The sequence below is a fragment of the Sphingomonas sp. A2-49 genome (assembly GCF_025548555.1).
GTDB lineage: Bacteria > Pseudomonadota > Alphaproteobacteria > Sphingomonadales > Sphingomonadaceae > Sphingomonas.
The window spans coordinates 1-26,022 of record NZ_JAJLPA010000036.1; the positions used below are offsets into that span (position 1 = coordinate 1).

At 66.4% G+C, this 26,022-nt stretch carries 18 protein-coding genes and 1 pseudogene; 11 read left to right on the forward strand and 8 right to left on the reverse strand.

All coding sequences use genetic code 11. The annotated features are described in order from the left end of the window. Positions 1 to 433: 433 nt before the first annotated feature. Positions 434 to 1,381, reverse strand: coding sequence for a hypothetical protein (locus LPN01_RS18250; protein ID WP_262829844.1), 948 nt, complete (start codon positions 1,379 to 1,381; stop codon positions 434 to 436). 1 nt (position 1,382) lies between these two features. Next, the gene (locus LPN01_RS18255) at positions 1,383 to 3,722 is read right to left on the reverse strand and encodes an AAA family ATPase (RefSeq protein WP_262829845.1); all 2,340 of its coding nucleotides are present in this window, start codon (positions 3,720 to 3,722) and stop codon (positions 1,383 to 1,385) included. 429 nt (positions 3,723 to 4,151) lie between these two features. Between LPN01_RS18255 and LPN01_RS18260 the strand changes: the two are divergent. Further along, a pseudogene (locus tag LPN01_RS18260) lies at positions 4,152 to 4,449 on the forward strand (transposase); the annotation flags it as partial. Between the two features lie 70 nt (positions 4,450 to 4,519). On the opposite strand, the gene LPN01_RS18265 reads toward LPN01_RS18260, so the two are convergent. Both LPN01_RS18265 and LPN01_RS18270 read right to left on the reverse strand, forming a co-directional pair. Continuing rightward, positions 4,520 to 5,266 carry a glycoside hydrolase family 25 protein gene (locus tag LPN01_RS18265; protein ID WP_262829847.1) on the reverse strand — a complete coding sequence of 249 codons (747 nt, stop codon included), beginning with the start codon at positions 5,264 to 5,266 and terminating at the stop codon, positions 4,520 to 4,522. Further along, positions 5,263 to 5,577, reverse strand: a complete 315-nt coding sequence (locus LPN01_RS18270; RefSeq protein ID WP_262829848.1) for a hypothetical protein — start codon at positions 5,575 to 5,577, stop codon at positions 5,263 to 5,265. The genes LPN01_RS18265 and LPN01_RS18270 overlap by 4 nt, the downstream gene beginning before the upstream one ends. Positions 5,578 to 5,611: 34 nt before the next feature. Here LPN01_RS18270 and LPN01_RS18275 point away from each other — a divergent pair, with 34 nt between their 5' ends. After that, positions 5,612 to 6,595: a DUF3616 domain-containing protein gene (locus tag LPN01_RS18275; RefSeq protein ID WP_262829849.1), complete on the forward strand. Its 984-nt coding sequence runs from the start codon at positions 5,612 to 5,614 to the stop codon at positions 6,593 to 6,595. A 1,248-nt stretch (positions 6,596 to 7,843) separates the two neighbouring features. On the opposite strand, the gene LPN01_RS18280 is transcribed toward LPN01_RS18275, so the two are convergent. Both LPN01_RS18280 and LPN01_RS18285 read right to left on the reverse strand, forming a co-directional pair. Next, positions 7,844 to 9,127, reverse strand: coding sequence for a patatin-like phospholipase family protein (locus LPN01_RS18280; RefSeq protein WP_262829850.1), 1,284 nt, complete (start codon positions 9,125 to 9,127; stop codon positions 7,844 to 7,846). A 201-nt stretch (positions 9,128 to 9,328) separates the two neighbouring features. Further along, positions 9,329 to 10,354 carry a hypothetical protein gene (locus LPN01_RS18285; RefSeq protein ID WP_262829851.1) on the reverse strand — a complete coding sequence of 342 codons (1,026 nt, stop codon included), beginning with the start codon at positions 10,352 to 10,354 and terminating at the stop codon, positions 9,329 to 9,331. A gap of 328 nt (positions 10,355 to 10,682) precedes the next feature. Between LPN01_RS18285 and LPN01_RS18290 the strand changes: the two genes are divergently transcribed. Both LPN01_RS18290 and LPN01_RS18295 read left to right on the forward strand, forming a co-directional pair. Further along, complete coding sequence (locus tag LPN01_RS18290) at positions 10,683 to 11,255, forward strand: hypothetical protein (RefSeq protein WP_262829852.1); 573 nt, start codon at positions 10,683 to 10,685, stop codon at positions 11,253 to 11,255. 376 nt (positions 11,256 to 11,631) lie between these two features. Next, positions 11,632 to 12,885, forward strand: coding sequence for a Shedu immune nuclease family protein (locus tag LPN01_RS18295; protein WP_262829853.1), 1,254 nt, complete (start codon positions 11,632 to 11,634; stop codon positions 12,883 to 12,885). 28 nt (positions 12,886 to 12,913) lie between these two features. Here the strand turns inward: LPN01_RS18295 and LPN01_RS18300 are convergent, their stop codons facing one another. Both LPN01_RS18300 and LPN01_RS18305 read right to left on the reverse strand, forming a co-directional pair. Continuing rightward, a complete protein-coding gene (locus tag LPN01_RS18300; RefSeq protein ID WP_262829854.1) occupies positions 12,914 to 16,414 on the reverse strand; it encodes a YhaN family protein in 3,501 nt (1,166 codons plus the stop codon). Next, positions 16,401 to 17,672 (reverse strand): exonuclease SbcCD subunit D, encoded by a 1,272-nt coding sequence (locus LPN01_RS18305; RefSeq protein WP_262829855.1) that lies wholly within the window; start codon positions 17,670 to 17,672, stop codon positions 16,401 to 16,403. The genes LPN01_RS18300 and LPN01_RS18305 overlap by 14 nt, the downstream gene beginning before the upstream one ends. A gap of 410 nt (positions 17,673 to 18,082) precedes the next feature. Here LPN01_RS18305 and LPN01_RS18310 point away from each other — a divergent pair, with 410 nt between their 5' ends. From LPN01_RS18310 to dgt, 7 genes are all read left to right on the forward strand, one after another. Beyond that, complete coding sequence (locus LPN01_RS18310) at positions 18,083 to 18,862, forward strand: DNA-binding response regulator (RefSeq protein ID WP_262829857.1); 780 nt, start codon at positions 18,083 to 18,085, stop codon at positions 18,860 to 18,862. Further along, the gene (locus tag LPN01_RS18315) at positions 18,859 to 19,446 is read left to right on the forward strand and encodes a hypothetical protein (protein ID WP_262829859.1); all 588 of its coding nucleotides are present in this window, start codon (positions 18,859 to 18,861) and stop codon (positions 19,444 to 19,446) included. The genes LPN01_RS18310 and LPN01_RS18315 overlap by 4 nt, the downstream gene beginning before the upstream one ends. 3 nt (positions 19,447 to 19,449) lie before the next feature. Then, entirely contained in the window at positions 19,450 to 22,854 is a 3,405-nt protein-coding gene (locus tag LPN01_RS18320) for a UvrD-helicase domain-containing protein (protein WP_262829860.1), read from the forward strand. An 81-nt stretch (positions 22,855 to 22,935) separates the two neighbouring features. After that, complete coding sequence (locus LPN01_RS18325; RefSeq protein WP_262829861.1) at positions 22,936 to 23,679, forward strand: multiubiquitin domain-containing protein; 744 nt, start codon at positions 22,936 to 22,938, stop codon at positions 23,677 to 23,679. Next, on the forward strand, positions 23,654 to 24,838 hold the full coding sequence (locus LPN01_RS18330) for a ThiF family adenylyltransferase (protein ID WP_262829862.1): 1,185 nt from the start codon (positions 23,654 to 23,656) through the stop codon (positions 24,836 to 24,838). The genes LPN01_RS18325 and LPN01_RS18330 overlap by 26 nt, the downstream gene beginning before the upstream one ends. Then, on the forward strand, positions 24,838 to 25,302 hold the full coding sequence (locus tag LPN01_RS18335) for a DUF6527 family protein (RefSeq protein WP_262829863.1): 465 nt from the start codon (positions 24,838 to 24,840) through the stop codon (positions 25,300 to 25,302). Before LPN01_RS18330 ends, LPN01_RS18335 begins: the two co-directional genes overlap by 1 nt. 162 nt (positions 25,303 to 25,464) lie before the next feature. Beyond that, the coding region (gene dgt, locus LPN01_RS18340; RefSeq protein ID WP_262829864.1) for a dGTP triphosphohydrolase at positions 25,465 to 26,022 on the forward strand (558 nt) is incomplete at its 3' end.

The following is a 26,022-nucleotide window of genomic DNA, read 5'->3' on the forward strand; positions in this document are numbered from 1 at the left end:
GTGGCGTCTGATCTTCGAGTACCCTCGCATCTTTCGCAGCCTTCAACCCTTCGCGTATTTCGTCCGAAAGCTTGATCCGATTAGATCCCAACCTCAACTTTTTGTCCTCGCTTGCGGATCATCCCTTGCGACTTAAGTGCATCGAAATCGTGACCAATCGGTGAAGGTTCGAGACCCGATCGATTGGCTTTGGTCGCCTGCTGCCGAACGAGTCTGGGACGATGCCGTCATTCCGAAACGGCCCGTTGAACGGCGGCTTCTAACACCAGCTGACGTTGGGCCACCCGGCACTTGATGATCCGCTTCAGATGAACATCCGCCTTTTCGCTGTAGGCGAAATGACCCAGAAGCGGCCGTTGGAAGCGTCCTGCCTCCTTCCTAACTTCTGCCATTCGTTCATGGCTGCCGTTGACAGCCTTTGCGGTCGATCCTGTCAGCGCTGCCGATCGTCCCCGCGCAGTCTGTCCTTGAACGCCTCCAACCAAGCCTTGGTCATGGTCGCGTATGGTGCATCGTCAGACGTCATCCCCTTCATCTCCGCCAACGTGCGATCACGAAGGAGCCGCAAGCGAGGCGCGACCATCGCTGCTGCGGTCCCCTCCAAGAGAAGGACGGTCGCGGGCTCCTCGAGATCTGCGATAGATTTGGCGAGGTCTACGACTAGCCCTGCCAAAAATTCGAGCCGTCTCAGGATCTCGGTGCGGTCCTGCACCAGACGAAGCCGATTAAGTCCATAGATTTGGATCGACACCGCGCCGCGTATGGCGTCCGTGCCTTCGCCATTCGGAACGATCAGCCCGAGGGGACGGGCTGGATCGAAGTTGTACGTCAGGCTGCGTGACGGATCGTCGAGGCAGGGATTGATGAGAAGCGCCCCCTCGTCGTCAAAATGGACCGATTCCTCCAGCACCCGTCCGGCTTCGTCTACGACTGGGAAGCTGTCCTGCTTGCCGGCGAGAGTGGTGGCCTGCTCGGCTGCGGTCGCGAGCACCTCAAGGCTGGACGACGCGTCGGCGAGCACCTGTCCGCGTCGTCGGTTGCAGTCGATGCAACTCGGCAGCAGATTGTCCCAGTCCATCGCCACCCACCAGTAGCCGCCGTGCTTTTCGGCCTCCGCGACGGAGCCCTTCGGCCGGTAGTGCTCCACGTCGACCGGCGCCGAAGCGCTGAAGCGGGTCTCGCAATACGCGCACTTCCCGTGGAACATTGCCTCCAACATCGCCTTCACGTCGGCGCCTTTGTAGGCCGAATGCGTGAACGTCTTCTTCTTGGGGTTGGCGTCGTTGCGATGATCCCGCGCGCGCGTCAGTTCTTTAGGTCCGAGACCTCCCGGCTGGAGCGATGCGGGTATCTTGAAGGCCTTCCGATCAACGCCGCGCATCTCAGATGGTCTCTAAAGCGGCCAGGATCTGCCCCTTCGCCTCGGCACCGAGCTTCGCCAGCGTGACGCTCGAGGCATCGCGGCGCCTCGCGAGATATGTCGCGACCGCCTCCTGGACCATGCGGTGAACCTCGCTCGAGCCGACTGGAAGTGCGCTCGCGATGTCTCTCTCAAATTCGTCGAGGACCTTCCGCTCCTCGTCGGACAGAACGTCGCCCTCGGCGCGACGCCTAACAAGATCCCCGATCTTGGCCATCCGCCGGTCCGATGCGGCGTCGCTGGTCGAGAAGAGCTGGAAGAAGTCGGATGTCAGCAACTGCTCGATCCGGAGATCCGCGGCGTCTGGCAGCGACGTCATTCTCTCTACCACGATCGGCAGCCTGCTCTCCAGGGCGGAATCAGAGGCGGCGATGCGTTGCAGCACCACCACCTCGCCGCTGCCCATACCCCTGAGGCAGAGGGGATCGTGCGTGGTGACGATGAAGGTCATGGCCGGCAGGGCCCTACGAAGGCCCGTCATGACCTGCACCTTCCACCTCGGATGCAGATGCGCCTCAATCTCGTCGATGAGCACGACGCCTCGGGCCGTCTCGAAGCTCGCGAAGTCTGTGGACTCGTTGGACTCCCTTGCCTCCTCGACGTTCAGAAGACCGCGCAGGATGTCGCACAGCATCCCGAGCATGGACCTGTAACCGGAGCTGACGGCGTTCAGCGGCGTGCGGCTGTATCGAATCGTTCCGCCGGGTTCGGTGAGCGCCGTAACCATCCGCAGCTCACGAGCCCTTCCGACCCTCTGGATGACGTCGAAGTCTCCTTCGATCGAGAGCAGATCCCGCAAGGTTCTGATTACCATTTCGAACCGTCTCGGCGGCAGCCCTTTCAGCCAGTTCTCTGGATGAGCTAGTGGTGAAGCATCGAACAGGTTCCTGACGTGGCGGCTGGATGGCGGCGGCGAAGCGTCGGCGGCGAAGCGTCGGAACGCTCCGTACGCGAATACCGCGACGCGTTCGCTCCCGAACTCGGTCCGCACTTGCGCGCCGTTCTCGCTCACGACCAAGGTCGCGGTCTGACCGCTGTCGAAGACCAGCCGAGCCCGAGCGTCGGCCGCCGATGCCCCGTCCTCCTCACCCATCTGCCCAGGATCAAGGGGCATCTTTCCCCAGTCCAGATCCAGATTGCGTCTCGCCTCCTCCGTGGTCAGGGCCAGCGCGATCGCCTCTAGGAGGGAGCTCTTGCCCGTGGCGTTCTCGCCCAAGACGACCAGCGACGGCGTAGACGGGGCGAGCTCGGGATCGCTCGCGCCCGCCACCGGCATATCCAATGTGAGCCTCTCGATGGCTTTGAAGTTCTCGATCTCGATGCGGCGAAGCTGCGCCTGCACCCGGTCCAGCCTCCTGGGTCCCGAACTGGCCGCTTTCAGGCGCGGATCCTCCAAAGTTATCTCCGCCACCGCCTTGTCGATGCGAGCGACCGCGTCCGATATCGCGGACAGACGGACGAACCCACCTTTGAGTTGCTTGAGCCTGGCGGGCATCGAGGTTCCCTCGGGCATGGGGATCCGCTCAGCGATGCGCTTGAGCAGAAGGAGCCATGTCCCGCCAAACTCCAGTCGCTCGAAGTCGAACAGGTCATCGAACCTGTCAGGGGCGGGTGCAACCTTGCCCTTGCGCCGCTCGGATACCAGCCTGCGCAGGACCGCCAGGTTCGCCTCGTATCGCAGCGCGCGCTGAGCGACCCTGTCCTCCCGGTTGAGATCGAAGACTTCGATGGTGACGGCGGCCCTCGGGCTCAGCGCTATCAGGGTTCCGTCCAGCCTCGGCTTGATATGGCCGTGGAAGGACGTCTCCTTGGCGGGATCAATGATGAGGTTCCGCTCGTCTGGCACCCGCTGGGACCAGATGCCGTCGTTCCTCGATATGTAGCTCTCGATCTGCTTAGGCGACGGGAGGTTGCACCGAGATCCCTCGACAGGGAACTGAGGTTCTGCCGGACGGCAGCTGAGGCAGATCGGGTAAAGGTTGTGCCACGCATCCGCGAGCCACAGGTAGAACAGGTGCGGATCCTTGCGCTCGGCCAGCGGCAGTGCGTTTCCGGCGGGGCGGAAGCGATGCGCGACCAGCGGCTCCTTCACCTCGCAGAAGGCGCATTTACCGTGCGACAAGTCGGAGACGGCCTCCACAAGCAGGTCGTTGGCCGGACTCAGCCCGACGGCCGGGACGCTCGTCTGTGAGCGGCGACCTCGCTCCAAAGACATGAACGCCAGCATCTGCCGTCGCGAGCGGATTGCCTCAGCCGACTTCAATATGTCGGGCGCGCCGGCGGGTCTCTTGATGTACTGCATGTTCCCCCATTCGAGCTTCGTCGGCTCTTTCAGGCGGCAACGAAGCTCAGGGCGCATTACCGTGTCAAGAAGTTCGGGTTTCGACAGTGAAGTTGTTTTCGGATGGACCTTTCAATGAGCTTCTGCAAATGCTCGCGGTTCAGCCTTCGAGCTGCCGCTGACTGGCATGGCGCAGCACGCCTCCCCCTGCACGAAAACGCTGCGCTTTGCGGCATCGAAAACCAGGAGGACCCACATGCGGTCATTCGCGGCTTCGTTTCGTATCCCTAACTTCGGCCATACGTTCACCTCGCTGAGCTACCTCATCGTGATTGCTGATCTACAGGCTCAGTGACGATGTTTGGGGCATTGCCGTCTTTCAAGCCGGTCGTCCGGAACGGCCGTTTCCGGCGTTAGCGGTCTTCACATGTGTGCTGCAGAATGCCTTAAGTGACCGATGCGAACGGCCGCCCGCACTGTTTCTCCATGACCGCAGGGACGGTCGGTGATTATACCGGTGCCGCCGCCCCGTTAGACGAACTCCCCAAAGCCCAATGGCTGCTCGCTGATCGTGGCTATGATGCTGACTGGTTCTGCGGCGCCTTGCAGGGAGGGGCATCACCCCCTGCATCCCTGGTCGCAAATCCCAGAACAATGCCGTCAAACATGACATACGGCGCAACCGCACTGAGATCATGTTGGCCACCTCAAGGACTGGCGACGGGTCGCGACACGTTACGACCGGTGACCCAACTTTTTCTCCGCCACCACCCTCGCTGCCACCGTCATCTTCTGACTTTGAGCAGTGAGGCCTAGGCCTAGCGACCGTCGAAGAAGGCGCGCAGTTCCGCTTCGTTGCCGCGGAATACGTTCACGTCCATGTCCGGACGCGTGCCCGGCACGCGGTGGTAGCAGTTCTGGGTCCCGGCGCAGTTGATCTCGCTCTGAAACTGCCAGAGCGTGTAGTCCGGCCAAACGCGCTTGCTGTCCAGTCCGTGGCGTTCCCGGAACCTCGCGATCCAGAGCCGCGTCTTGGCAAAGGCCGAGCTGGCGCCGTAGTTCGCCGAGATGTGCCGGTAGGTCGAAAAGTTTGTGTAGAACAAAGGATAGCGCCCGGTCTTTTCATGGACGCGGTTGATAAAGCGCTCGGCGTCGGCGAGCGTCATCGAGGACGCGGGGTTCATGTTCTCGATGTCCAGGGCGAGCAGTTTGACTCCGGACCGTTCGCCTGCGGCCACCAGCAGGTCGGCCTGCGCGATGGGATCGCCCGGCTTCCCGAGGAGATAGAGGCCCACCGAATAGCCGCGTCGCTTGGCCTCGGCGGTGCGCTCCTCGAACTTCGCGTCCTTGGACCGCCCGTGGTATGCGCGGTGCAGGACGGCCTTCACGGCCTTATCCTGCGCGAGCTGGTTCCAGTTGATGCTGTTCGCCTCGTAGGGATCTAGGACTAGCTGCGCGTCGGGCAGGAGCCACGCCCTGTCGGAGATGGACTGTGCAGAGGCGGCGGAGCTCCATGTCAACGCAAGCGCGCCGGCGGCCGACAGGATCGTTGACAGTCTCGTCATGTTTCCCCCATTCCGATTGCACCATCAGTATTTGATTCGACCGTGCTGAACAGCGCAGTGAGTTCGAGCACACTCACTTGTAGCAATGTATCGAAAGGATTAGCCTGCGCAATAGACGGCTGGGTCCATTTTGGTAACCTCGCGGTATCTCGATCGAAAGTCTCCGCCACCGACTTGGTCATCGACAGTGGCGAACTTCCAGGGGGAACCGGATTTATGCGTTCGACATCGGCCATCTTCGCCGCGGGACTGCTCGCCAGCGCCTGTGGGGCGGCTCCTCCTAGCGGACAGCTGAAGAACTGGACGGTCACCAGCCCTCTCCATGGCAAAACCAAAGGCGGAGATTTGACGCCAGCCGAGGACGTCAGCGGAATGGCGTGCACGCCGGCGGACGGCGGACGTCGCCTCTGCCTCCTCGTGGACGACGAAACCCAGGGGGCGCAGGTCGTCATCCTAGATGATGGCGCGAGGACGGCGAAGCCGGGCCAATACATTCCCCTCGTTCGGCACGAGTTCGCGGGCAAGCCGCTGGAGCTGGACGCGGAGGGTGCGGCCTACGCGGATGGATCGTTCTACGTGCTTGGATCCCACGGCCGCCCGCGGCACGAGAAGGAAGGCGACGAAGAGAAGAACCAGGCCCGTCAGGCGGCCAGCAGCCACCTTTTCCGGATCCGCTTCGCCAGGGACGCGGTCGACATGAACACGGGCGCGATCCGTTCAGCTCCGGCCGTTATCGAGTCCGCACCTCTGTCTGACTTCCTTCCGGCTGGTTCGCTGTTGAAGCGCCAGGTTGGCGTCCCGCTCGAAACGAACGGCATGACGGTGGAGGGTTTCACCGTCCGAGGGAGGGACGGCATCGTCGGCTTCCGGGGCCCCGTGGACGGTTCCGAGGCCCTGCTGCTGGAGGTCCCGCTGTCTGACCTCTTCGGCGGGGCGGGGCGGGTGGGCGCCGGTCGAACGGTCTGCCTCGGGGTGGATGGCCGCGGCGCCGCGCGCGGGATCCGCGACCTCGCGGGGATCGGAGACGCAGTCTACGGCATAGCGGGTCCGGTCCACGATCCCGCGGAAGAGGCCGCGACCGCGGACTACGCGGTCTTCCGTTTGGCTCCTGAGGGCGGGGTGACGCTTCTGCCGTTGCCCGACCGCACGGCAACCGTGAAGCCGGAGGCGCTGGTGCCGCTTGCGGGCGGCGGATCCGGGTTCGACGGACTGATGCTGCATGACGGAGCTTCCTACGGAACGCCGCCGGCACCGACCTTCCTCGCGGTCTCGTTCGATTTCGCTGCTGGCGAGAAGCCGTCCTGCGCGCCGGAGAGACAAGCGCGCTAGCGGCGGCGCGAGCATTCGCCCTCGCATCGCTGCCGTATAGCGCGCCGATCGACGATCTGACATCAGCTATGCCAGCTCCACGAACTGGGCGTACTCGTCACCGAGGTCGAGGTCATCCTGGGGTACAAGCTCGTCGCTGAACATCGTTGCGATCTAGCTTGAAGTGGTACGTGATCGCCATTTGTTGAACTTCGATCCGAGACAATTTGTCACGGTCTCAAGTCAAGAGCGAAGATTCAATTAGTGGGCGCTTTCAGGTGCCAATTTATCGGGCCGGAGCGACCTTTTATGGGGCACATTGCTGCCAGAAGGTTTCATGCTCACCGAGAGACAGGTTTGGTAGACGCTGTCGTTGAAAGCGCGACCGGCAAACGGCGGATCTTAGTCGAAAAGGGCCGCCCTCCCCTTCTGCCGCGGCGACCCGCAATCGGCCGCTCAGGCGCACGTAAGCGCTTCTTTGACGCAGTCGCTCGTTCACGTTAGCGGTCCGACCGCGTCGACCGGTGTATTCCCTCTGCCGTAGCGGCTTAGGCGTCCAACCCGACAGTGGCTGCAGGCTGCCGTCCGCCGCGACCACTTCCAGGCGGTAGGGTAGTGAGTCCTCGCGGGCTGGCCCGGAAAGCATCAGAAGTCTCCCGTCCGGAAGCGCCGCCAGGTCCCGCACCCCCCGGTCGTTCCCGACTGGAAGCCTGACGACCGTGGGTGCGGCGACGGCTGCGGCGGAATCGAACAGCGCTCCGAGGTCGAACCGGAGCACCAGCGCCTGGCCCGCGACGGACGGTCCCCTGGGCCCGGACTCGACTGGTTCCTCTTCCGGGAGCAACCGTGCGAGCCGATCACGTACCGGTGGGGTGCCAGGTAGGCGACCGCCTCGCCGTCGGCGTCGCCCTTGTCAGACGCTCCCTTATGGCAGCGGGACTCCACCAGCGCGCCTTGTCCGAGCGGCGTGGGGGCCAGGGCCACATGCTCACCCGGTAAGAGGCGCCCGTCCTGGAACGTGACCCAATGGGCGAGGCCGGTTTCGTCTTCGACCGCCAGGCAAAGCCGCCCGGTGGCGTCCGGCTCCCGGGCAGGCCATGCCGCTGGTGTCCGTCGCGGGCGTCGCCCCGCCATCGACGTGTGCGGGACCGACGGCGACGCTTCCGGTCTGCGCGGCTGCGCTCCCGCCGACGGTCGCCAGGACGAATGCTGCGAGCGCCGCCGTGTGCCTGCCGATCATTCTCCGATCCCCCTCAGGCCCGCGGGAACCTACGGGCGACCTATCCTCAACTCCCCCGCCCGGCGGTCGGCGGAGGCACGTCCGTAGTCGATCAGGCACGCCATGTAGTTCGGGTAGAACTGGAGCGGTCGGAGCCGCACCTCCTCCTCCTCGTGCAGCCCTGCGCACGTACTGTTCCGGAAGGGGTGGGCTAGCATCTCATTGGACTCGATCTGGAAGTAGTGGACGTTGCCGACGGCGGCGGCGCCGTATCGCTCCCGGTAGCGTGCGATGATGTCAGCGGCCGAGAACCGGTAGATCTGCGCAACCAGGATGTCGCTGGAGCGCTGGGCGAGGCCGAGCAGGTTCCAGCCGGCGTGGGCGCCCTCCCGGCGGTCGAACGGGTCCGTTCCGTCGGCCGCGCAGAGCGTGCGGTCGACCTTCCCGCATTGCGCCTTCACCCGCTGCATGCCGTTGACGAGTATGTAGAGCTGGGGCGGTGGCCCTGGTGGCGTATCGCGCCGGTCCACCCCGGCCTCGCTGCCGAACGCGTCGAGGAACACGCCGAAGCGTGCGCCGCCATCGATGTACATGCGGTTGTCGATCACGACCGGCTTCGCCGCTAGAGGAACCGACGAGGAGGCGACGATCGCGTCGATGTAGCAGTTGCGGAAGTGCTCGCCGCGTGGCCCTGCGGCGTTCACGGCCTTCCGGGCCATGTCCAGCATGTCGAACACCACGGCGTCGCCGGAGTCGACGTCGACGGCTCCGACGAGCAGTCGACGGCCCCACGCGCGTGCCACAACCTGCTTCAGGACGTCCATGGAGATGTGGTCGTGCAGCATCGCGCGCAGCGGCGCGAGGTCGGCGACCGCGTTGTTCCTCACGATGGACAGGTAGCCGGTCGCGTTGAACCCGCCCTTTGCGTTTCGACGTGCGTAAGGCGTGAGCAGCTGGGACTCCCGCTCGATGCTGTAGGCCTGCCTCGCGGCCTCGGGCCGGTCGATGAACGCGTCGGTGCTGAGGAGGGCGCCGGTGCTGACGCCGGTGACAGTGCGGAATCTCGGCAAACCGCCGTTCAGCTCCTTCCAGCGGGCGAGCACGCCCGCCCCGAAGGCCCCATGCAGGCTGCCGCCGGAGAGGAGCAGCATCGCATTGGCCGGCTCCACGGCGGTGAGCAGGGATCCTCGGTCGGGTGGCGGCAGGGCGACCTCGGCCCGGTGCATCTCGAAGCCGCAGAAGTCCGCGGTGGCGACCGGTCTCGGGACGGTGGTGCAGCTCGCGGCGCCGAAGGCGAGTGCTAGCACGAGTATCGACCGCAACATCGCCGCCATGACGCATCCCCCCAGGAACTGCTGCACGCGAAAACTGGCGACTCCGTCGCTGACCTAGCATGCGCCGCCGCAACGAATTTTGTAAAGTGCCGCGAAGTCTCTTGTGTGCTCGTCAAGGTTTTCAGCCCGACGCTTTCCTGGGAGCAATCGGCAATCCAGAGGCCGGCATTTCCATGTATGCACCGCCTGAGTTCTGCGTTCTTACGGCGTCCCGATCTCACAGAGTTTCAGGAACCTCTTCGAGAACCCAACCTCGACCTTCTTGCCGGTGATCGCCAGATCGTAGCGGTGCAGTTCCACACCGCACGCCCCTAGCGCGTCGACGAGCGGCTTCGTCGGTCTCCCGGGCAGCAGCAGAACTCTCCGGTGTCCCTGCAGCCCCGGCAGCAGCTGCGGATACAGGAGGAGCTGACCTACGCCTCCGTAAACGTCGGCGGCGGTCGTGCTGGTTTTGATCTCGAGCAGCAGTGGGCCGGTGGTGGTGACGACTTCGCCGTCGACCTCGTAGCCCCGCGCGTGGCGCGGCTTGCGCAGGACGCGGCCGTCCGCCTTCAGTAGGAGTTGGAGCGCGAGCCAGACCTCGCCCTGAATGCGCCGGCGGCGGTTCCTGTTTACGCTGGGGTCGCCCGTAGATTCGCCGCCGACCTCGTCCTTGCCGAGCAGTTCGTCCAGGCGCTCGTCGTCATCCGCGGCCTGCCGCGCCTCGGCCGCGCCCCGGGCGAGGCTGCAGAGGTCCACGAATACGGCGATGTTCCGGCGGATCTCGTGTCTCGGCCCATCGAGGGGTGTGACGATGAACCAGGATCGCTTAGCGCTGGCGGCGCCGATCAGGACAGGGATTGGCGCAAGGCGGGTCCGCTCGGCGAACAGGGCCCCGTCCACCCGGTCGGACTGCGCGTTCCTGTGCAGGACGCCCTGGCGCACGAGGTACAGCCGGCCGGAGCCGTCGCGCACGACGCCCGACAGCGGGTTCTCATTCCCGTACTGCTGCGGCTCGTTCAGCTGCACTGTCACGTCCTCGCCGGTCGGATCGGTGCCGAGCACGACGAACTCGCCGAGTTCTGGGGTGGTGCGGTCGTTGCGGTTCCCTACCACGATCCGCTGCTTGGCGAGCCACCAGCCATCCCCCCGCCATTCCCCTTCCTCCGTGAGCGCGGTCCGCCAGATCGAGAAGGCGGCGTTGATCTCGGCGGGGTTGGTGAGGAGGTTGTAGGTCGTCGTGGGCACGCTTGTTCTCCGGGATGTGTGTCGAAAGGTCCACCGTCGCCCGCTCGGCAGAACGTCCTGAGCATGACGCACGAAGCGAGCCTGTTGATTAGCCGTAAGACCTCGTGGCTGCTGTCCGGAGCAAGCCGTTTCGACGCGTGTTTACATGTCCCTCGGTGTGGATCATTGTTTCGTCCGTCCGAGCCAGATGGATTGCCAAGGAGAAGGATACGCCAGTCAGGCCTTGCCCGACGGATGTGCATCGGGTGCCGACTTCGGCAGGTCCAAACACCAAGGCCGACCTGCGCGCGGTGTGACCCTTCGGGTCGCCGTCTAGGAGGGTGGATGCATGCCGATCAATGGGAACGGATGGGAGCTCCACCTGGTCCGGCTGGGCCAGCACCAGGGCCACCAACTCGTGCGGACCTACGGAAGGTATTCCGTTTCGATTGACGGGACGGAGGTTGCCGGGTTGAGCGGGCACATGGTCGAATGTCAGGGGCCGGGTCAGAACGATACGCCTTGCACCTCGCAGTTCAGACGCCGGATCAAGGAGGGCGTTTATCCGCTGTACACCCACTACACGCACTACGCCTCGATCGGCTTCTCGAAGACCGCGACCTACCCGACCACCGACCATCGCATGCCCGGGTTCGGGCTTGAGGGCACGCACAACCGGACGGGCATCCTGGTGCATCCCGCGCATGACGGCGGACTGTTCCTCTCCAGCATCGGCTGCCTTAATCCCAGCGATGCCCTCGGGACGCACGACGATATGGACATCGCAGACTCGCGAGCTCGGGTGATGGCCATGCTCTCGAGCCTGAAGGGCTTCCGCCCCGGCGCGTTCCAGGCTTCGGGCACCTACCGAATTGAGGACGCGACTGTCGTGATCGACGGAGAGCCTCAAAACTGGCTGTAGGGTCACCGACGCCTCGGCCGCGATGCGTCAGCTGGCGAATGAGGTGTAAACTGCCTCTCCAGACTAAGTTCTGACCAACAGCGGACGTTCAGCGCAGCTGAGCGGCATTCCAGAACCGGGCACTCGTTCATTGCAGTCCGCGACGCAGACGGAGGCGATTCGTTGCCTGCAGCGACGCTCGTCTGTTAGCTTGTGGGTATGGCAACGCAGCAACGCACAGTCGATTATCTCCTTGAGCAGGCGACGAGCGTCGGCGCGATGTCGACCAAGCCGGTGATCCTAGAGCCGGCAGTGGTGCTGGGGTCTGGCATTGACCGACCGGTCGCGGCCGGGGACCTCGGCGAGCGGTCCGGCCTGCTGACGAGGTCCTGAGGCGATGGCGATCAGGTTCGAGGATCGCCCCGGGCGGGGCGTGATCCTGGAATATGAGCCCGAGAGCTGGGACGCTCGGTGGGTTTGGACGAAGCTGCGGACCGAGGGTCGGGTTAGGATAGCGAAGGTCTTCCATTTCGAAAGGGCCGATCTCCTCGGCGAGCTGCCCAACGATGACGATTTCGAGAACATCGACGGCTTCGTTTACCGATTCCGCTTCGGCTCGCAGCGCGCCGGGTTCCGCGTCATCGAGGGCAGGCGCCTCGGGATCAACCATGCCGTGCGCATAGCGGACGCTCTGCCGCTGGAGCGGCGGCTTTTCGTCGCCCACCGCGACATGTCCATCTTCCGCGGCCTCGCCGCGGTCATGCCGAACGGTGGCGAGATCGTGATTGGCGGTGACGAGGATGGCTCCATTCCCATCGTCGAGTTCGAGCGGCTGCTCAGCAAGTTTCCGACGACAACCGAGTTGAACCGTTACGCCCGAGCGCGCGTCGCGGACGTGGTCGGCCAGTACGTTGACGGCATGGCTGATGCCCGGCGGCACTACGAAGAGTACATGAACCGCCACAAGGCGATCGGCGCGACTGGCTCGTTCGACACCGAGGAGCTGCTCGAGGCGGAGCTCGCGAAGTATGAGTTGATCCGCGACACGCTGCGCGGCTGGCTTGCAGCCGCCGAGGTCAGGGTGGAGCGCGACTGGCAGCAGCTCCTGATGAAGTTCCTGCTGCTGATCTTCTCGAAGTACGTCGCGATACTCGAGAACGTGCAGATCACCGACGTGTACTCCACACCGGGTCGAGCGCGCAGGCGCTTCATCGACATTGCGCTGGTGGACGCCGCCGGGAACCTAGACGTCATCGAGATTAAGCGGCCTCGCGGGAGCCTGCTGGCGGGTGGCGACTACCGCGAGAACGGCTTTCCGAGCCGGGAGCTTTCCGGGACGATCATGCAGGCGGAGAAGTACCTGTTCCACTTGTCCAAGTGGGGGTTGGACGGCGAGCGTGCGCTGACGGAGCGGTACGCCGCGAAGCTGCCTCCCAGGATGTCGATACGGGTCACGAACCCGAAGGCCATCGTGATCATCGGGCGGGATCCGACGGGTGGGGTCGGTGGCGAGCAGGCGGTGGATCTCGAGGTGGTGAGGCGGAAGTACGCGAACGTGATGGACATCATGTCCTATGACGACCTTCTGCGCCGCCTCGACAACGTCATCGCCTCGCTTCGCAGGCGGATCGACGAAGAGGCGGACATCTGAGCGGCGCGGAAGACGCTGCCTAGGCGGCCTAGCCCTCAGCCACCGCCGTTCCTGCCGCCTCGAACGACACGATGTTCGCTAGACCCCGCGCCGCCAGCGGCGCTGCGAGATCGCGCACGCTCCGGTGGTGCGTGAACAGCAGCACCTGGTTGCGCCGGCCGAACTCGGCGAGCAGCTCGAGGGTCGCGGCGCTGCGGTCGTCATCGAAGTGGACGAGGACGTCGTCGGCGATGAAGGGCAGCGGTTCGGTCGCACCGCCGTAGTTCTCGAGACTGGCCAAGCGGAACGCTAGGAAGAGTTGATCCCGGGTACCGTCACTCATCGTGCCGACCGACGCGGTGCCACCGCCGGCCCGGCGACCGACGACGACCGGGTTGCCCCTATCGTCGATATCCGTTTCTACGCCGAGGAACTCGCCGCGCGTCGAGCCCGCGAAGAGTGCACTGGCGCGCCGGATGAGGGGATCCTGCTGCTCGGCGCGGATCGTCGCCATCGCCGCCGTGACGAGGTCCCGCGCCACTTTTAGCTCTAGGTATCGCTCCAGCGCCTGGTGCATCTGGGTGGCGGCGCCCTCTCGCCTCACGACCGCGCCGGCGACTCCGCTCTCGGCGACGAAGCCGGCGAGCGTGTCGCGGGCCTTCTTCTCCGCGAGCACTGCCTCCTCAACCTCTGTCTCCAGCGCTGCTGCGCGGGAACGGTCCTCCGTCAACGTGGCCCGCAGGTCGTCCAGGTCGGCATCTCCCCACTCCGCGCGCAGTGCCTCGACGCTGACGCCGCCTCCAAGATCGGCGAGGCTCCGTCCGACCCGGGCCATCTCGACTACCAGGGCGTTGCGCTCATCGTGGCGGGTGGCCTTGCCCGAAAGCTCCTCTCCTGTGTCCGGATAGGCCGCCAGATGGGCTAGGGCGGTCCGATCGGCGACCGCGCGCTCGACCGCCGCGGCAGCCTGCTCGACCGCGAGCTTCGCTTCCTCGACATCCGGAAGGAGTCCGTCGCGTTGCGTCCTGAGCGCCGCGTTGGCGTCCCACCTGGCCTTCAACAACTGCGCCCCCGCGACGCAGTCCACACCCGCCTCGATGCCAAGTTCGCTGAGAAGCGCCGCCACGTTGGCGGCGAGGCGGGCCTCGTCCTCGTCCATGCGGCGGACGCGCTGGCGTGTCTGGGCGATCGCCGACAGGACGCCGCGGGCGCTCGCCCACTCGCTGAGCAGCTCGTCCGCCTGCGCTAGGCTGACCGGCCCCGCCGCCCCCAAGAGGCGGAGCGCGGGAGCCCACTGGGTCTCGAACGCGGCCTCCTCGGCGTCCATGCGGTCGAGTGCAGTCTGGATGTTCGCAGCCTGCGACCTCAGCGCCTTCAGTTCGCCGATGTGTCGCTGGTGCTCGGCGTGGAGCAGCTCGTGCCGACCGTGTGCCGCTACAAGAGCCTGCATCCTCGACGCGAACGCCGGCGCGGGCTCGATGCCGAGCCGGCGCTCCGCCGCGCCGGCCAGCTCGACGGTCGGCTCCAGCAGGGCGGCGTCCCGTGCCAGGGCGGCGTCCTGCGATCGGGCCGTCGCCGTCTGCTCCATCAGCTGTGTACGCCGCTCGGCGAACGCGAGCAGCGCCGCAAGTGTAGGATGGCACGCGTCCGCGTCGGGAAAGGCGTCACGGAAAGTGGCGACCCTTTTCTCCAGGGCGAGCGACAGGATGGCCAGCTCCTCCTCGGCGGCGTGCTGCGTGCGCGTCGCCTCCCTGATCCGTCGTCGGGCCTGGACGAGGGAGGCGGCACGCTCCGCCTCGTCGGCTCTGCGGTCGGCCAGCCCGTCGGCTCCGGCGAGCGTCGCCTCGTAGGCCTCCGCTGACCGGATCCTGTCCGGCTCGGTCCCCGGCGCCGTTCCCGCCACGAAGGCGGCTCTTATGGGGGACCAGTGGAGGGTTCGCGACGCCCGCGCCTCGCGCACGGCCTCGTCGCTCGCGACGGTGCCCGACGCTTCCAGCGCCTCGATGTCGGTTTGACCTGTCGCGAGGTCGCGCTCGGCCTGTCGCTTTAGCCTCTCCTGTTCGGCGCGCTGGTTCTCGAGCGCGTCCCGGGCGGCCTGTTCGGCGCGCACGAGGTCGGGCGTGGGGCAGGCGAGCGCCTCCAGCGCGCCCATCGTGGCGAACCCGAGGGCAGTCGTGCCCTCCACGATCCTGCGGAGATCGCCGTCGAGGCTCCTGCGGCGCGCGTCGACGCCCGCCTGCTGCGCCGCAGCCCCGCTGAACTGCGAGGACGTGGTCTCCAGGGGTGTGTGGAAGCCGCCACCCTCGAGCTCAGTGAGGCGCGCTTGCGTCGTTTCGATCTTGTCGGTGATTTCAACCGCTCGCGTGCGCGCGGCGGAGTGGGCCGGTCGGCGTTCGTTCGCTGCAGTCAGGAGCGCCCGGACGTTGTCGATCGCCTCCCTCGCGGGAAGGATGCCGGCGAGGTCGGCGTTAGTCGGGATGTCGAGCATCCTGCGCAGGGCGACGAGCTGCGCCTCCCCCTGGTCAATCTCGATCTGCCTGTTCGGCCGATCGCCCCGGGCCTTCGAGACATGGATCGAGAGCTCGGCCGCGTCGCGGATCCTGGTCTCCGCCGCGGAGAGCTCGGACGAGACCGCGAGCCCGTCGATGCGCGCCTGCAGGCGGTCGCGCCGGTCGGTGGCGGACTGGAGCCCGCCTTCCGCAACGGTCAGCGCGTTTGCTGCTGCACGCACCCGCACGGCGAAGTCGGGGGGCAAGTCGGCGACGTCGGCGAACGCGTCTAGGGAGCTCATCTGTTCGTCAAGTTCGCGCAGGCGCGGTGCGACCCGGATGGTCCTGTCGGTCCGGGCGATGCGCGCCGCGAGCGTCAGCCTCTCGTCGCGCAGGCCGTTCAGCTTTGCCGATGCGACATCGACCTGCTTGCGGGATTGCTCGTAGGTCTCGCGCGTGAACTGGCCCTCGCGGACCGCCCGGTCCGCCGCGTCGAACGCGTCGAGGTGCTGGTAGAACGCCCGTGCCGACGAGCGGCGGCCGTCGAAGAGGCGACCGGCCTCGTCGTCGATAGCGTCGAGCCGCGCGAGGAGGGTGCGCAGGCCACCGCCAGCCTCGACGATGAGACGGCCGATGTCGCCGTCGGCCTGCAGGAGCCGCTCGCCGCCCGCGCGCAGGGTGTCGTGGTTCAGGCCGAACAGCGTCCCGAACCGGTCGCGCGTGATCGCACCTAGGACTGGCGCGAGCGCCGCGTCGTCCAACGCCGTTCCGTCGGCGTCCGAGAGCGTCCTGCCTCTGCCCTTGCGGCGTTTCAGGGAGATCAGCCGGTCGTCCGCCATGCGCATCGAGGCGCTGATCCGCATTCCGTCGTAGCCGAAGAGGCTGCCCCGAGCGGTGTTTGGGGGAATCGAGAAGAGGAAGTCGCTGATCGCCTCCAGGCAGGTGCTCTTGCCGGCCTCGTTAGGTCCGTAGATCACTGACAGCCCCGCCCCTTCGGGGATGGCGAGGCTGCGGGCGGCGTATCCACCGTAGTTGTCGATCCTGAGCTCAGTCAGCCGCATGGCCTACCTCGCTGACCAGCGACCGCGCCAGCTCGGCGGCGCGGGTCGGGATGTCGGAGCGCATCTGCTCGATGAAGGCGTCCGCGTGCGCGCCGGCCGGCAGCTTGGCGCGGATCTCGGCGAGCCGCGCCTCCAAGGTTCCCTCGCCCCCTTCGCACGCCAGCCTGTCGATCTCGGCCGCAAGCCGGCCCCCGATGCTGGGGTCGAAGGTGTCCGCGGCCGGCGGCAGGGTCGTCGCGAGTACGAGCTTCTCCAGCCAATGGTCCCCGGAGAGGGTGGCGAGGAGGGTCTCGATGTCCTCGCGCAGCGCGGCCCGGTTCAGCGTCAGGTGGGGATGGAGCGGCGTTGCCCCGAGAATCGTGAGGCGCAGCGCGACTGGGCGGCCGTCGGCGGTGTCCGCCACCTGCGCGAGGTCGTCGCGGAGCGCCGTGAGCATTTCCGTCTGGTCGTCGTGCGCGCAGGCGTCGAACGAGGCCGCGTGCCAGCGCACCACGTCGAGCGCGCGGTGCTCGACCGTCGCGATGCGGCCGTCCTCTACCGTGACTAGCATCGCTCCCTTGGGGCCGGTCTCGCGCGCATGCCTGCCCTGGAGATTGCCTGGATAAACGATGTGGGGGTGCTCGGACAGGATCGCGCGCTCGTGGACGTGGCCGAGCGCCCAATAGTCGTAGCCGTGGTTAGCGAGCTGCTCGGGCGTGCACGGCGCATACCGCGCGTGGTCCCCTTCCGATCCGGCGCAGGCGGTGTGCAGCACGCCGATGTTCAGCGTCCCGGCGGTGGCTGGCGGGTAGTCGCGCGCGATGTCCTCGGAAAGGTCCCAGCGGGGGTAGCTGCGCCCGTGCACCGTGACCCTGACGTCGCCCAGCGACCGCGAGGTGGCGACCGTTTTCGGGAAGACGTGCACGTTCGGCGTCATCGACAGCTTGTCGGCGAAACGGTTCTGCGAGTCGTGGTTGCCGAGGATCATGAAGACATCGATCCCAGCCTCGCCGAGGCGCCGCATGCCCTCGACGAAGTAAAGACCCGTTTGGAAGTTGCGTAGGTCGCCGTCGAAGATGTCTCCGGCCAGCAGCAGAAAGCGGCAGCCCTCGGCGATCGCTAACTCGACGAGGTTGTCGAACGCCTCGCGGGAGGCCGCCTGGATTCGCGCCGCGAAGTCCGCCGACTTGCTGGCCAAGCCAAGCAGCGGACTGTCTAGGTGCAGGTCCGCCGCGTGAATAAATTTAAAGTCTGGCACTTTCCTTCCTTCATGCGGCACACCCGGCGAGGCGAGGGTCTACCCCACTTTAGAGCGCCGTCGAGTGCTCCTGACGTGGCGTCCTACCTCTAACGCCATCCCGCGCAGGAGAACAACCTCGTCTATCAACGGTTGGCTACGTCTACGCGCTTGGCTTCGCCACGCACCTACCCTGTAATAAGGCCATAAACAGACAGCGATATTTAATAGCTTTCCAACTGAACTTAGGCCGATAGACATCACGTTGGGGAGCGATTGATGCCACAGAGATCCCGCGGTCCGTCGATGGCTGAGCAATGCCGCAAATGGGCGGACGAATGGCGCCGAGGAGGGCCGTCGCGTGATATTCCGCTTCGTCGTTCCGGTTTCACTTTCCGTGGCGATTATTGCTGAAACGTATCAAGACTGGCGTTCCGAATAGGGAGGAGAAGTTGATCGATCCGCTTACCAAGCGCAGGAAGGACGGCACGCCGTATCTGCGCCCGGACAACATCGAAGTGCTCCTGCCCGCGCTGGCGGACCTTCCGCGTGACACGCTTCTGGAGCGCGCGCGAATCCGCGACCGCAAGCATCCAGACTATGTGCCAAGCGAATGCCTCCTCCACTTCGTCCGCGCAAGCCGACTGGACAACTCCGACGCCTGGTTCGAGCGGCTCTACAAGGTCCTCGTCGAGCGGGTCCTCCGCGCCGTTCCGCGTGCGGAAGCTGGCGGGAACACCGCCTTGATCGTCGCCGAGAGCATCCGCAACGCGGTGTTCGACCGCTTCGTCGAGTTGCTCTCGAAGGACCGCAGGCAGTCCGACGACAAGCTCGACTTCTTCGAGATCCGGTTCGATCTCGCCGTCAAACGCCTGCGCCTGGATGCGCAGGAGCGGGCGTGGCGCGAAGACAACCGCAGCGACGCGCTCGACCAGGACTCCGACCAGACCGAGGCCGAAGCCGTGGCCGCCACGGCGGTCGATCCGTTCGAGGCGAGCATTTTTTCCGACCCGCTATTCCGGGATCGTATGTATCTCGCGATTGACGACCTGCCACCAGAACAAAGCAGGACCATGCACCTCCTGTTGCTCGGATGGCCGATCCACTCGAACGACCCAGCGGTCATGACGATCGCCAAGGCGCTGGGCTGCTCGGACCGGTCGGTTCGCAATCACCGGGCGCGGGCGCTCAAGACGCTCTCCGCCCTGTTCAATCCTGGGGACGACCAATGACCACCCGCCCTACACCAACCGCCCTCGACGACGTGTTGGACCTCTTCCAGATGGAGAAGGTCCACGACGGCGCGGTCCTCGCCCGATACGTGGAGGCGCATCCGCAGTTCGCGTTGCAGCTCATCGACCTGTCGAGGCTGCTGGCCACACCCGAGGCCGAAGACCAGGAGCCGCTGTCCGCCCTCGAGACTTCGCGGATCGACGCGGCCTGGATCACCCACAAGGCAGCGGGACCGGAGTTCACAAAAGGCGCCAACCCGCTCGACGCGCTCGTCGGCGAGCGCGGCAAGGCGCTGGCGGCGAGGCTCGGGGTTCCGCGCCAGATCGTCACGTGCCTCAGGGAGCGCAAGATCGACCCTACGAGGACGCCGCGACCGATACGGCGGACGCTGGGCGATGCCCTCGCAATCCCCGAGGCGCACGTGATCGCGGCCATGCGCCAGCCGCCGGCATCCGCGTCCGGGAGGAGCTTCAAGTCTGACGGCAAGCCCGGCGCGGCCGGGCAGGTGTCCTTCGAGCAGGCGCTCATCGACGCGGACGTCTCCGAAGCCGACCGCGCACGCCTCCTTGCCGACGACGACTGAGCCGTGGATGCGATCGAGCTCGGACGTCGGCGCGCCGCCGACCTGCATGCCGCCGCAGTGGCGCGTGGGCTCGATCCAACGGATCCCTACGCCTTCGCGGTCGCGGTCGCGAAGGATCGCGGGCTCGACGTCAACACGGCCAATACGGGCGCTGCGGTCCTCGACAGCGGCCGGGCGACGCTCATTCCCGAGGACGACCTCATCGTTCACGAGAACGTCGGCTCGCCGTTCGAACGGGCTTTCCTCGTTGCACATGAGCTCGGCCACCATGAACTCGGCGACGCGACCGCGCCGACGACCGTGATCGAGGTCGATACGGCACGCCCGTCCGAACCGGCGCCGACCGGCATCGACCGTGTGGTCGACTACGGCCGGCGCCAACGCCGCGAGGTCCAGATGGACCTGTTCGGCCGCGAGCTGCTCGTCCCACGGGCGCTGGTGCGGCGCCTCCACCTCGAGGAGGGCTTGACCGCCTCCGCGATCGCGGAACGGATGAACGCGCCGTTCGACACGGTCGCGCAACAGCTGTTCGACGCGCTCCTGCTCCCAGTCATTGAGCCCAACGAGATAGTGCGGGCGGACAAGCCGCTCAACGCCGCCCAGGCCGTCGCTGCCGCGCACCGAGGCGGCCCATACATCCTCGAGGCCGGTCCCGGCACTGGGAAGACGCAGACGCTCACCGCCCGGGTCGTCCAGCTAATCGACGAGGGCGTGGACCCCCGGAGGCTCCTTGTCCTCACCTACTCGAACAAAGCGGCCGGAGAGATGTCCGAGCGGATCGCCGACAAGCGGCCCGAGCAGGCGGCAGCCATGTGGATCGGGACGTTCCATGCGTTCGGCCTCGACCTGATCCGCCGGCTCGGCCCGGAATTCTCGCTGCCCTGTGTCCCCAGGCTGATGGACCGCGTCGAGGCGGTCGAGCTGCTCGAGGCCGAGTTCCCTCGGCTCGCGCTCGAGCACTACCGGGACCTCTACGACCCGACGCGTCTCATCGGCGACATCCTGGCCGCCATTTCGCGCGCGAAGGATGAGGTCGTCGGTCCGGAGGACTACGCCCTGCGCGCCGAGGAGATGCGCGTCGCCGCAGGCGCGGACGAGCCGCGACGCACTAACGCGCTCAAGGCAGCCGAGGTCGCACGAATATACGCGGTCTACGAGCGGCTTAAGCGCGACCGCCAGGCGATCGACTTCGGCGACCTCGTCTCGCTCCCGGTCGAGCTGCTCGAGGCCCGGCCCGACATCGCGGCGCAGATCGGCGGGCTCTACGACCACGTCCTCGTCGACGAATACCAGGACGTGAACCGCGCCAGCGTGCGGCTTCTGAAAGCCCTGCGCCCGACCGGCGAGAACCTGTGGGTGGTCGGCGACGCGCGGCAGTCGATCTACCGCTTCCGGGGCGCCTCCCCGATCAGCATGTCCCGGTTCGCCTCGGAGGACTTCCCGGGCGCTACGCCGGGCAGGCTCGAGGTGAACTACCGCTCCGTCGAGGAGATCGTGAACGCCTACTCCGCGTTCGCCGTCCGGATGACGGCGGGCGGCGAGGATGCCGCGCTACACGCCGAACGCGGCCCGAACGGCCGTCCGATCGAACTCCGCCTGCGCACGAGCAAAGACGAGCAGCCTGTCCTGATCGCCGACGGCATCGACGAGATGCTTCGCTCCGGCATCGCCTACCGCGACCAGGCCGTGCTCTGCACCGGCAACGAGCGGCTGGGCGAGATCGCGCGGGACCTCGAGCGCATGGGCATCCCGGTCCTTTTCCTCGGCAGCCTCTTCGAGCGCGGGGAGGTGAAGGACCTCCTCTCCCTCCTCTCGCTGCTCGCCGACCGCCGCGCGATGGGGCTGGTCCGGACCGGCTGCCTGCCTGGCCTCGAGATGACACTCGGCGACGTCGGGGCGGTGCTCGAATACCTTCGGGACGAGGAGCGCGAGCCGCTGGAATGGCTGGCGGAGCGCGCAACATTGCCGATCTCCCCGGCCGGACGCCTCGCGCTCGATGGCCTTGCCGCCGTCCTCGGCGGCTTCAACTCCGACTCGGCGCCCTGGCGGACGCTGGCCACGATCGTCCTCGACCGCACCCGCATCGCCGCGCGGATCGGAGAGGCCGGATCCGTCACCGAACGGAGCCGGGGGATCGCTATCTGGCAGCTGATGAATTTTCTTCGCGTGCAGCCCCGCGCGCAGGGCCGCACCGTCTCGAGGCTTCTGGACCGCATCCGCAGGCTGGTCGCGATCGGCGACGATCGAGACCTCCGCCAGCTGCCAGCCGCCGCACAGGGCCTCGACGCCGTGTGCTTGATGACGATCCACGGAGCAAAGGGCCTCGAGTTCGCCTGCGTCCATCTCCCTGGCCTCAACCAGGACACGCTACCCAGCCCCGCCAAGTCGCCCCAGTGCCTGCCGCCGGAAGGCGTCATCGCGGCCATGACCGGCGACGTGAAGGAGGCGCTGCGCGCCGGCGACGCCGAGGAGCGCGAATGCCTCTTCTACGTCGCGACCTCCCGCGCGCGCGACCGCCTCGTGCTCTACGCCGCTACCCACAAGTCGGACGGAAAGAGCCGGGCGCTGTCCGACTTCCTGCAGCGCCTTGGTTCGGGGTTGGTCAGGAGTACCCCCGACCTCGTCCGGGCGCTCCCGCCCGCGCCGGAGGCCGAGCCGATCCCGCTCGAGATCGACGGGCCCGTCCGCCTGCGGGACTCCCAGATCGCCATGCTCGACAAGGAAAAGTGCAGAAGGCGCTTCTTTTATACCTACGTGCTGGGCATCGGCGGCCGCCGGACCGAGACCGACTACATGCGCATGCACGAGGCGGCGCGCTCGGTCGTGCGCGCGATCGTCCGCGACGGCCTCGACGTCTCGGACGATGCCAACCTCGCCGCCGCCGTCGGGCTGGCGTGCGACGACTACGGCATTGAAGGTCCCGGGGCGTTCGCCGAGCTCCGCACCGCGGCAGTCGCGCTTGTCGCCACGTTCGTCCGCACGCGCGGGCCGCACGCGCCTCGCACGCCTGGGACGCTGGTCCTGCGCTTCGACGGAGACGAGGTCCGCTACGGCGCGGACGACGTGCTCGCCGACCCACAGGGCAACCTTGTCCACCGCCGCGTCCGCACGGGCGTCTACCGTAAGTCGGACACCGAGGACCTAGCGGTCGCGGTGACCCTGCTCGCCATCGCCGACAACGCGCCGGGCTCCGCCGCCGAGGTCGTGCACCTGACGGACGGCAGGGTGTCGCCGCTCGCCATGACGCCCTTGGTCCTCGGCCGTCGCCGCGACGCGCTGCAGGTGGCCATCGGACAGGTCCGCGCCGGCGACTTCCCGACCGATCCCACCCAGCGCGTCTGCCCGCGCTGCCCCGCCTTCTTCGTCTGCGGGCCCGTCCCCGCCGGCACGCTGAGAAAAGAGTTCTGACGCCTTTCCGGTCGATCGCCGACGCACCGATTGTCCTTCCGTAGCCGGGAACGATCCGGCCCAACGAGAAGGAAAGAATTTATGGAAACTCTCGAATTCGACGACGTCGGCGATGCGATCCGCGAGGGCCGCGCGCTACGCCCGGCCAACGCCTACCGCATCCTGTTCGCGCTCGAGAACCTCGACTTTCGTCCCCTCGCGGTCGCCGATCCCATCCCCCTCGGCCGCCAGATCCTGGAGGCCGCGGGCCTTGAGCCGGAGCGCGGCTACAGCCTGTTCGCGATCGTCGGCAACGGCGACTTCGAGGACGTGCGGCTTGACGAGCCGTTCGACCTGCGCGGCGCCGGCGCCGAGCGCTTCGTTGCGTTCCTCACCGACCGCGACTTCAAGTTTGAGGTGAACTCGCACGAGGAGCGCTGGGGCAAGCCCGTCATCAGCGGCCAGGTGCTGGCGGTGCTGGCCAAGCTTGGTCTGGACGAAGCGGTCTTCCGCGAGGTGCGCGGGGGCACCGACGTCCTCGTCGAGCCGGAGATGCTGATCGACCTCGCCGCGCCGGGCGTCGAGCGCTTCTTCACCGCCCCGCGCCCGCCGGTCGAGATCGAGATTGTCGTCAACACCCGCGCGCGCTTGGTGCGCGGGCCAACGGTGACCTTCGAGCAGATCGTCGAGCTGGCCTTCCCGGGCCCGCACGAGGCGAACGTCGTCTTCTCGATGACCTACCGCAAGGCGGCCTCGACGCCGCACGCGGGCGAGCTGGGCGCCCACGGCGTCGTCACCACCAAGCAGGGGACCGTCTTCAATGTCACGCGCACTGTTCAGTCGTAACGCCGACCTCGCGAAGCTCCGCGAGGAAGGCTACTTCGTCCAAGTGGTGGGCGGGTTCCTCGTCATGCGCGAGGTTCCCTACGTCGACGCGGACCGCAAGGTCCGCCGAGGCACCCTCATCTCGAGTCTGGCGCTGGCGGGAGATCAGACCCGCCCGCCCGACACCCACGTCATGCACTTCGACGGCGACTATCCCTGTCTCGCCGACGGAACCCGCATCGCGGCGATCGCCAACCAGACGACGCACTTCGTCCTCGGCCACGGGCTGACGGCGGAGCACGCCTTCTCGAGCAAGCCCGAAGGGGGCTATCGCGACTACCACCACAAGATGACCACCTACGCCTCGATCCTGGCGGGACCGGCGGCGGTGCTCGATCCGACCGCCACCCCGCGCCCCTACCGCGCGCTCGACGAGGAGGAGGACGCCGAAAGCGTGTTCAACTACGTTGAGACGGCGTCGGACCGGGTCGGCATCGGCGCGCTCACCGCGAAGCTCGCGGGGCACCGGGTAGCGATCGTCGGGCTCGGGGGGTCAGGAAGCTACATCCTCGACATTGTCGCCAAGACGCCGGTCGCCGAGATTCGGATCCTTGATGCCGACGAGTTCCTCCAGCACAACGCCTTCCGCGCGCCGGGGGCGCCGAGCCTAGAGGAACTGCGCGAGGCGCCGCTCAAGGTCGACCACTTCAAGGCGATCTACGGCCGCATGCACCGGGGGATCACGGCGATCCCGGAGGCCGTCACGGCCGACAACCTCGACCTTCTCGACGGCATCGACTTCGCCTTCCTCAGCCTCGACGCGGGCGAGGCGAAGGCGGCGCTGGTCGGGCGGCTGCACGAGCGGGGGGTCGCCTTCGTCGACATCGGCATGGGCCTCGAGCTCGGCGACCACGGCCTCAGCGGCATCTTGCGGGTGACGACGAGCACGCCCGCGACGCGCGACACGGTCGGCGCGCATGTGCGCATCCCACTGGCCGGCGGCGGCGCCAAGGACGTCTACGCGTCGAACATCCAGGTTGCAGACCTCAACGCGCTCAACGCGGTTATGGCGGTGATCAAGTGGAAGAAGCTCTGCGGATTTTACTGTGACCTCGAGCGGGAGTACCACTCGACCTACACGCTCGACGGCAACATGCTACTCAACGAGGATCAGGCGTGATGCGCGACAATATCCTGGAGCACCGGTTCGTCGAGAGCTTCCCCGAGGCCCTCCAGCCGGGCGTGCTCTACGTCTCGCTCGAGTACGGAAGCGTCGCGCACAGCTGCTGCTGCGGCTGCGGCGAGGAAGTCGTCACACCGCTCACACCGACCGACTGGAACATTACCTATGACGGCGAGACGGTCACGCTGCATCCGTCGGTCGGCAGCTGGACGCTCCCGTGCCGCTCGCACTACGTCATCCGGCGCAATCGAGTGATCCAGGCCCCGCCATGGTCCGACGCGGAAGTCGCGGCAGAGCGCCGCCGCGATCGATCCGCGAAGGCAGCGCACTACGGGCTAAAGGCTCCTGCGTTGCCGGAGCTAGTCGACCCGGAACGCGCGGCCGGCGTGCGCGCGGGCCCTCCCGCCGCTGGCGGTTGGAAGAGCCGCCTGCTGAGCTGGCTGCGCGGTCCGAAGATTTGACCCGTCCATCACGTGGGTTTTGTCTGTGGCAACGCCGAGCAGCAATTTCACGTGCGCTTACCCGCACCGATATGACCGTTCAGGCGACAGGCCCACCTTGGCGGGCTCCCTCCCGAACGCTACTCTTCAGATGACGGCGTGAAGCGATTGGGAAAAGTCCGCATGGAATGGAGCAAGCTGCTGTGCAGCGAACGGCTTGGGGACAGGCATTACGAACCCAAGCCGAACAGATCGATTTTCGCCCAAGACCATGACCGCATCGTCTTCTGTGCTCCGTTTCGCCGTCTAGCGAACAAGACCCAGGTTCAGCCGCTCTATGAGCACGACCACGTCCATCACCGCCTGATACACTCCGTCGAGGTCAGCAGCGTCGGACGGTCGCTGGCAATGCGGGTAGGCAGCTGGCTCGAAGACGATCGCCGCTTAGAAACCGGCGCATCGGGAGTCCTTGCGGACATTGTCCTCGCTGCGTGCGCAGCGCACGACATCGGCAATCCTCCTTTCGGTCATTCCGGCGAGGCAGCTATGGGGGACTGGTTCGCCGAACAGTTCGACCGCGGGACTGGCTTGGCGGCGGACATCGATCCGGACCACCGTGGCGAATTCGTCGACTTTGAGGGGAACGCGCAGGGCTTTCGTATCATCACACGTCTTGAAATGTATCGTAATGATGGGGGGATGCGGCTTTCAAAGGGCATGCTTGGAGCTTTCACGAAATAC

What these genes read in the sequence shown, in the direction of transcription:
- LPN01_RS18250 (WP_262829844.1), bottom strand. Translation starts at nt 1,381, where the DNA reads ATGCGCGGCGTTGATCGGAAGGCCTTCAAGATACCCGCATCGCTCCAG.
- LPN01_RS18255 (WP_262829845.1), bottom strand. Translation starts at nt 3,722, where the DNA reads ATGCAGTACATCAAGAGACCCGCCGGCGCGCCCGACATATTGAAGTCG.
- LPN01_RS18265 (WP_262829847.1), bottom strand. Translation starts at nt 5,266, where the DNA reads ATGACGAGACTGTCAACGATCCTGTCGGCCGCCGGCGCGCTTGCGTTG.
- LPN01_RS18280 (WP_262829850.1), bottom strand. Translation starts at nt 9,127, where the DNA reads ATGGCGGCGATGTTGCGGTCGATACTCGTGCTAGCACTCGCCTTCGGC.
- LPN01_RS18290 (WP_262829852.1), top strand. Translation starts at nt 10,683, where the DNA reads ATGCCGATCAATGGGAACGGATGGGAGCTCCACCTGGTCCGGCTGGGC.
- LPN01_RS18295 (WP_262829853.1), top strand. Translation starts at nt 11,632, where the DNA reads ATGGCGATCAGGTTCGAGGATCGCCCCGGGCGGGGCGTGATCCTGGAA.
- LPN01_RS18300 (WP_262829854.1), bottom strand. Translation starts at nt 16,414, where the DNA reads ATGCGGCTGACTGAGCTCAGGATCGACAACTACGGTGGATACGCCGCC.
- LPN01_RS18315 (WP_262829859.1), top strand. Translation starts at nt 18,859, where the DNA reads ATGACCACCCGCCCTACACCAACCGCCCTCGACGACGTGTTGGACCTC.
- LPN01_RS18325 (WP_262829861.1), top strand. Translation starts at nt 22,936, where the DNA reads ATGGAAACTCTCGAATTCGACGACGTCGGCGATGCGATCCGCGAGGGC.
- LPN01_RS18330 (WP_262829862.1), top strand. Translation starts at nt 23,654, where the DNA reads ATGTCACGCGCACTGTTCAGTCGTAACGCCGACCTCGCGAAGCTCCGC.
- LPN01_RS18335 (WP_262829863.1), top strand. Translation starts at nt 24,838, where the DNA reads ATGCGCGACAATATCCTGGAGCACCGGTTCGTCGAGAGCTTCCCCGAG.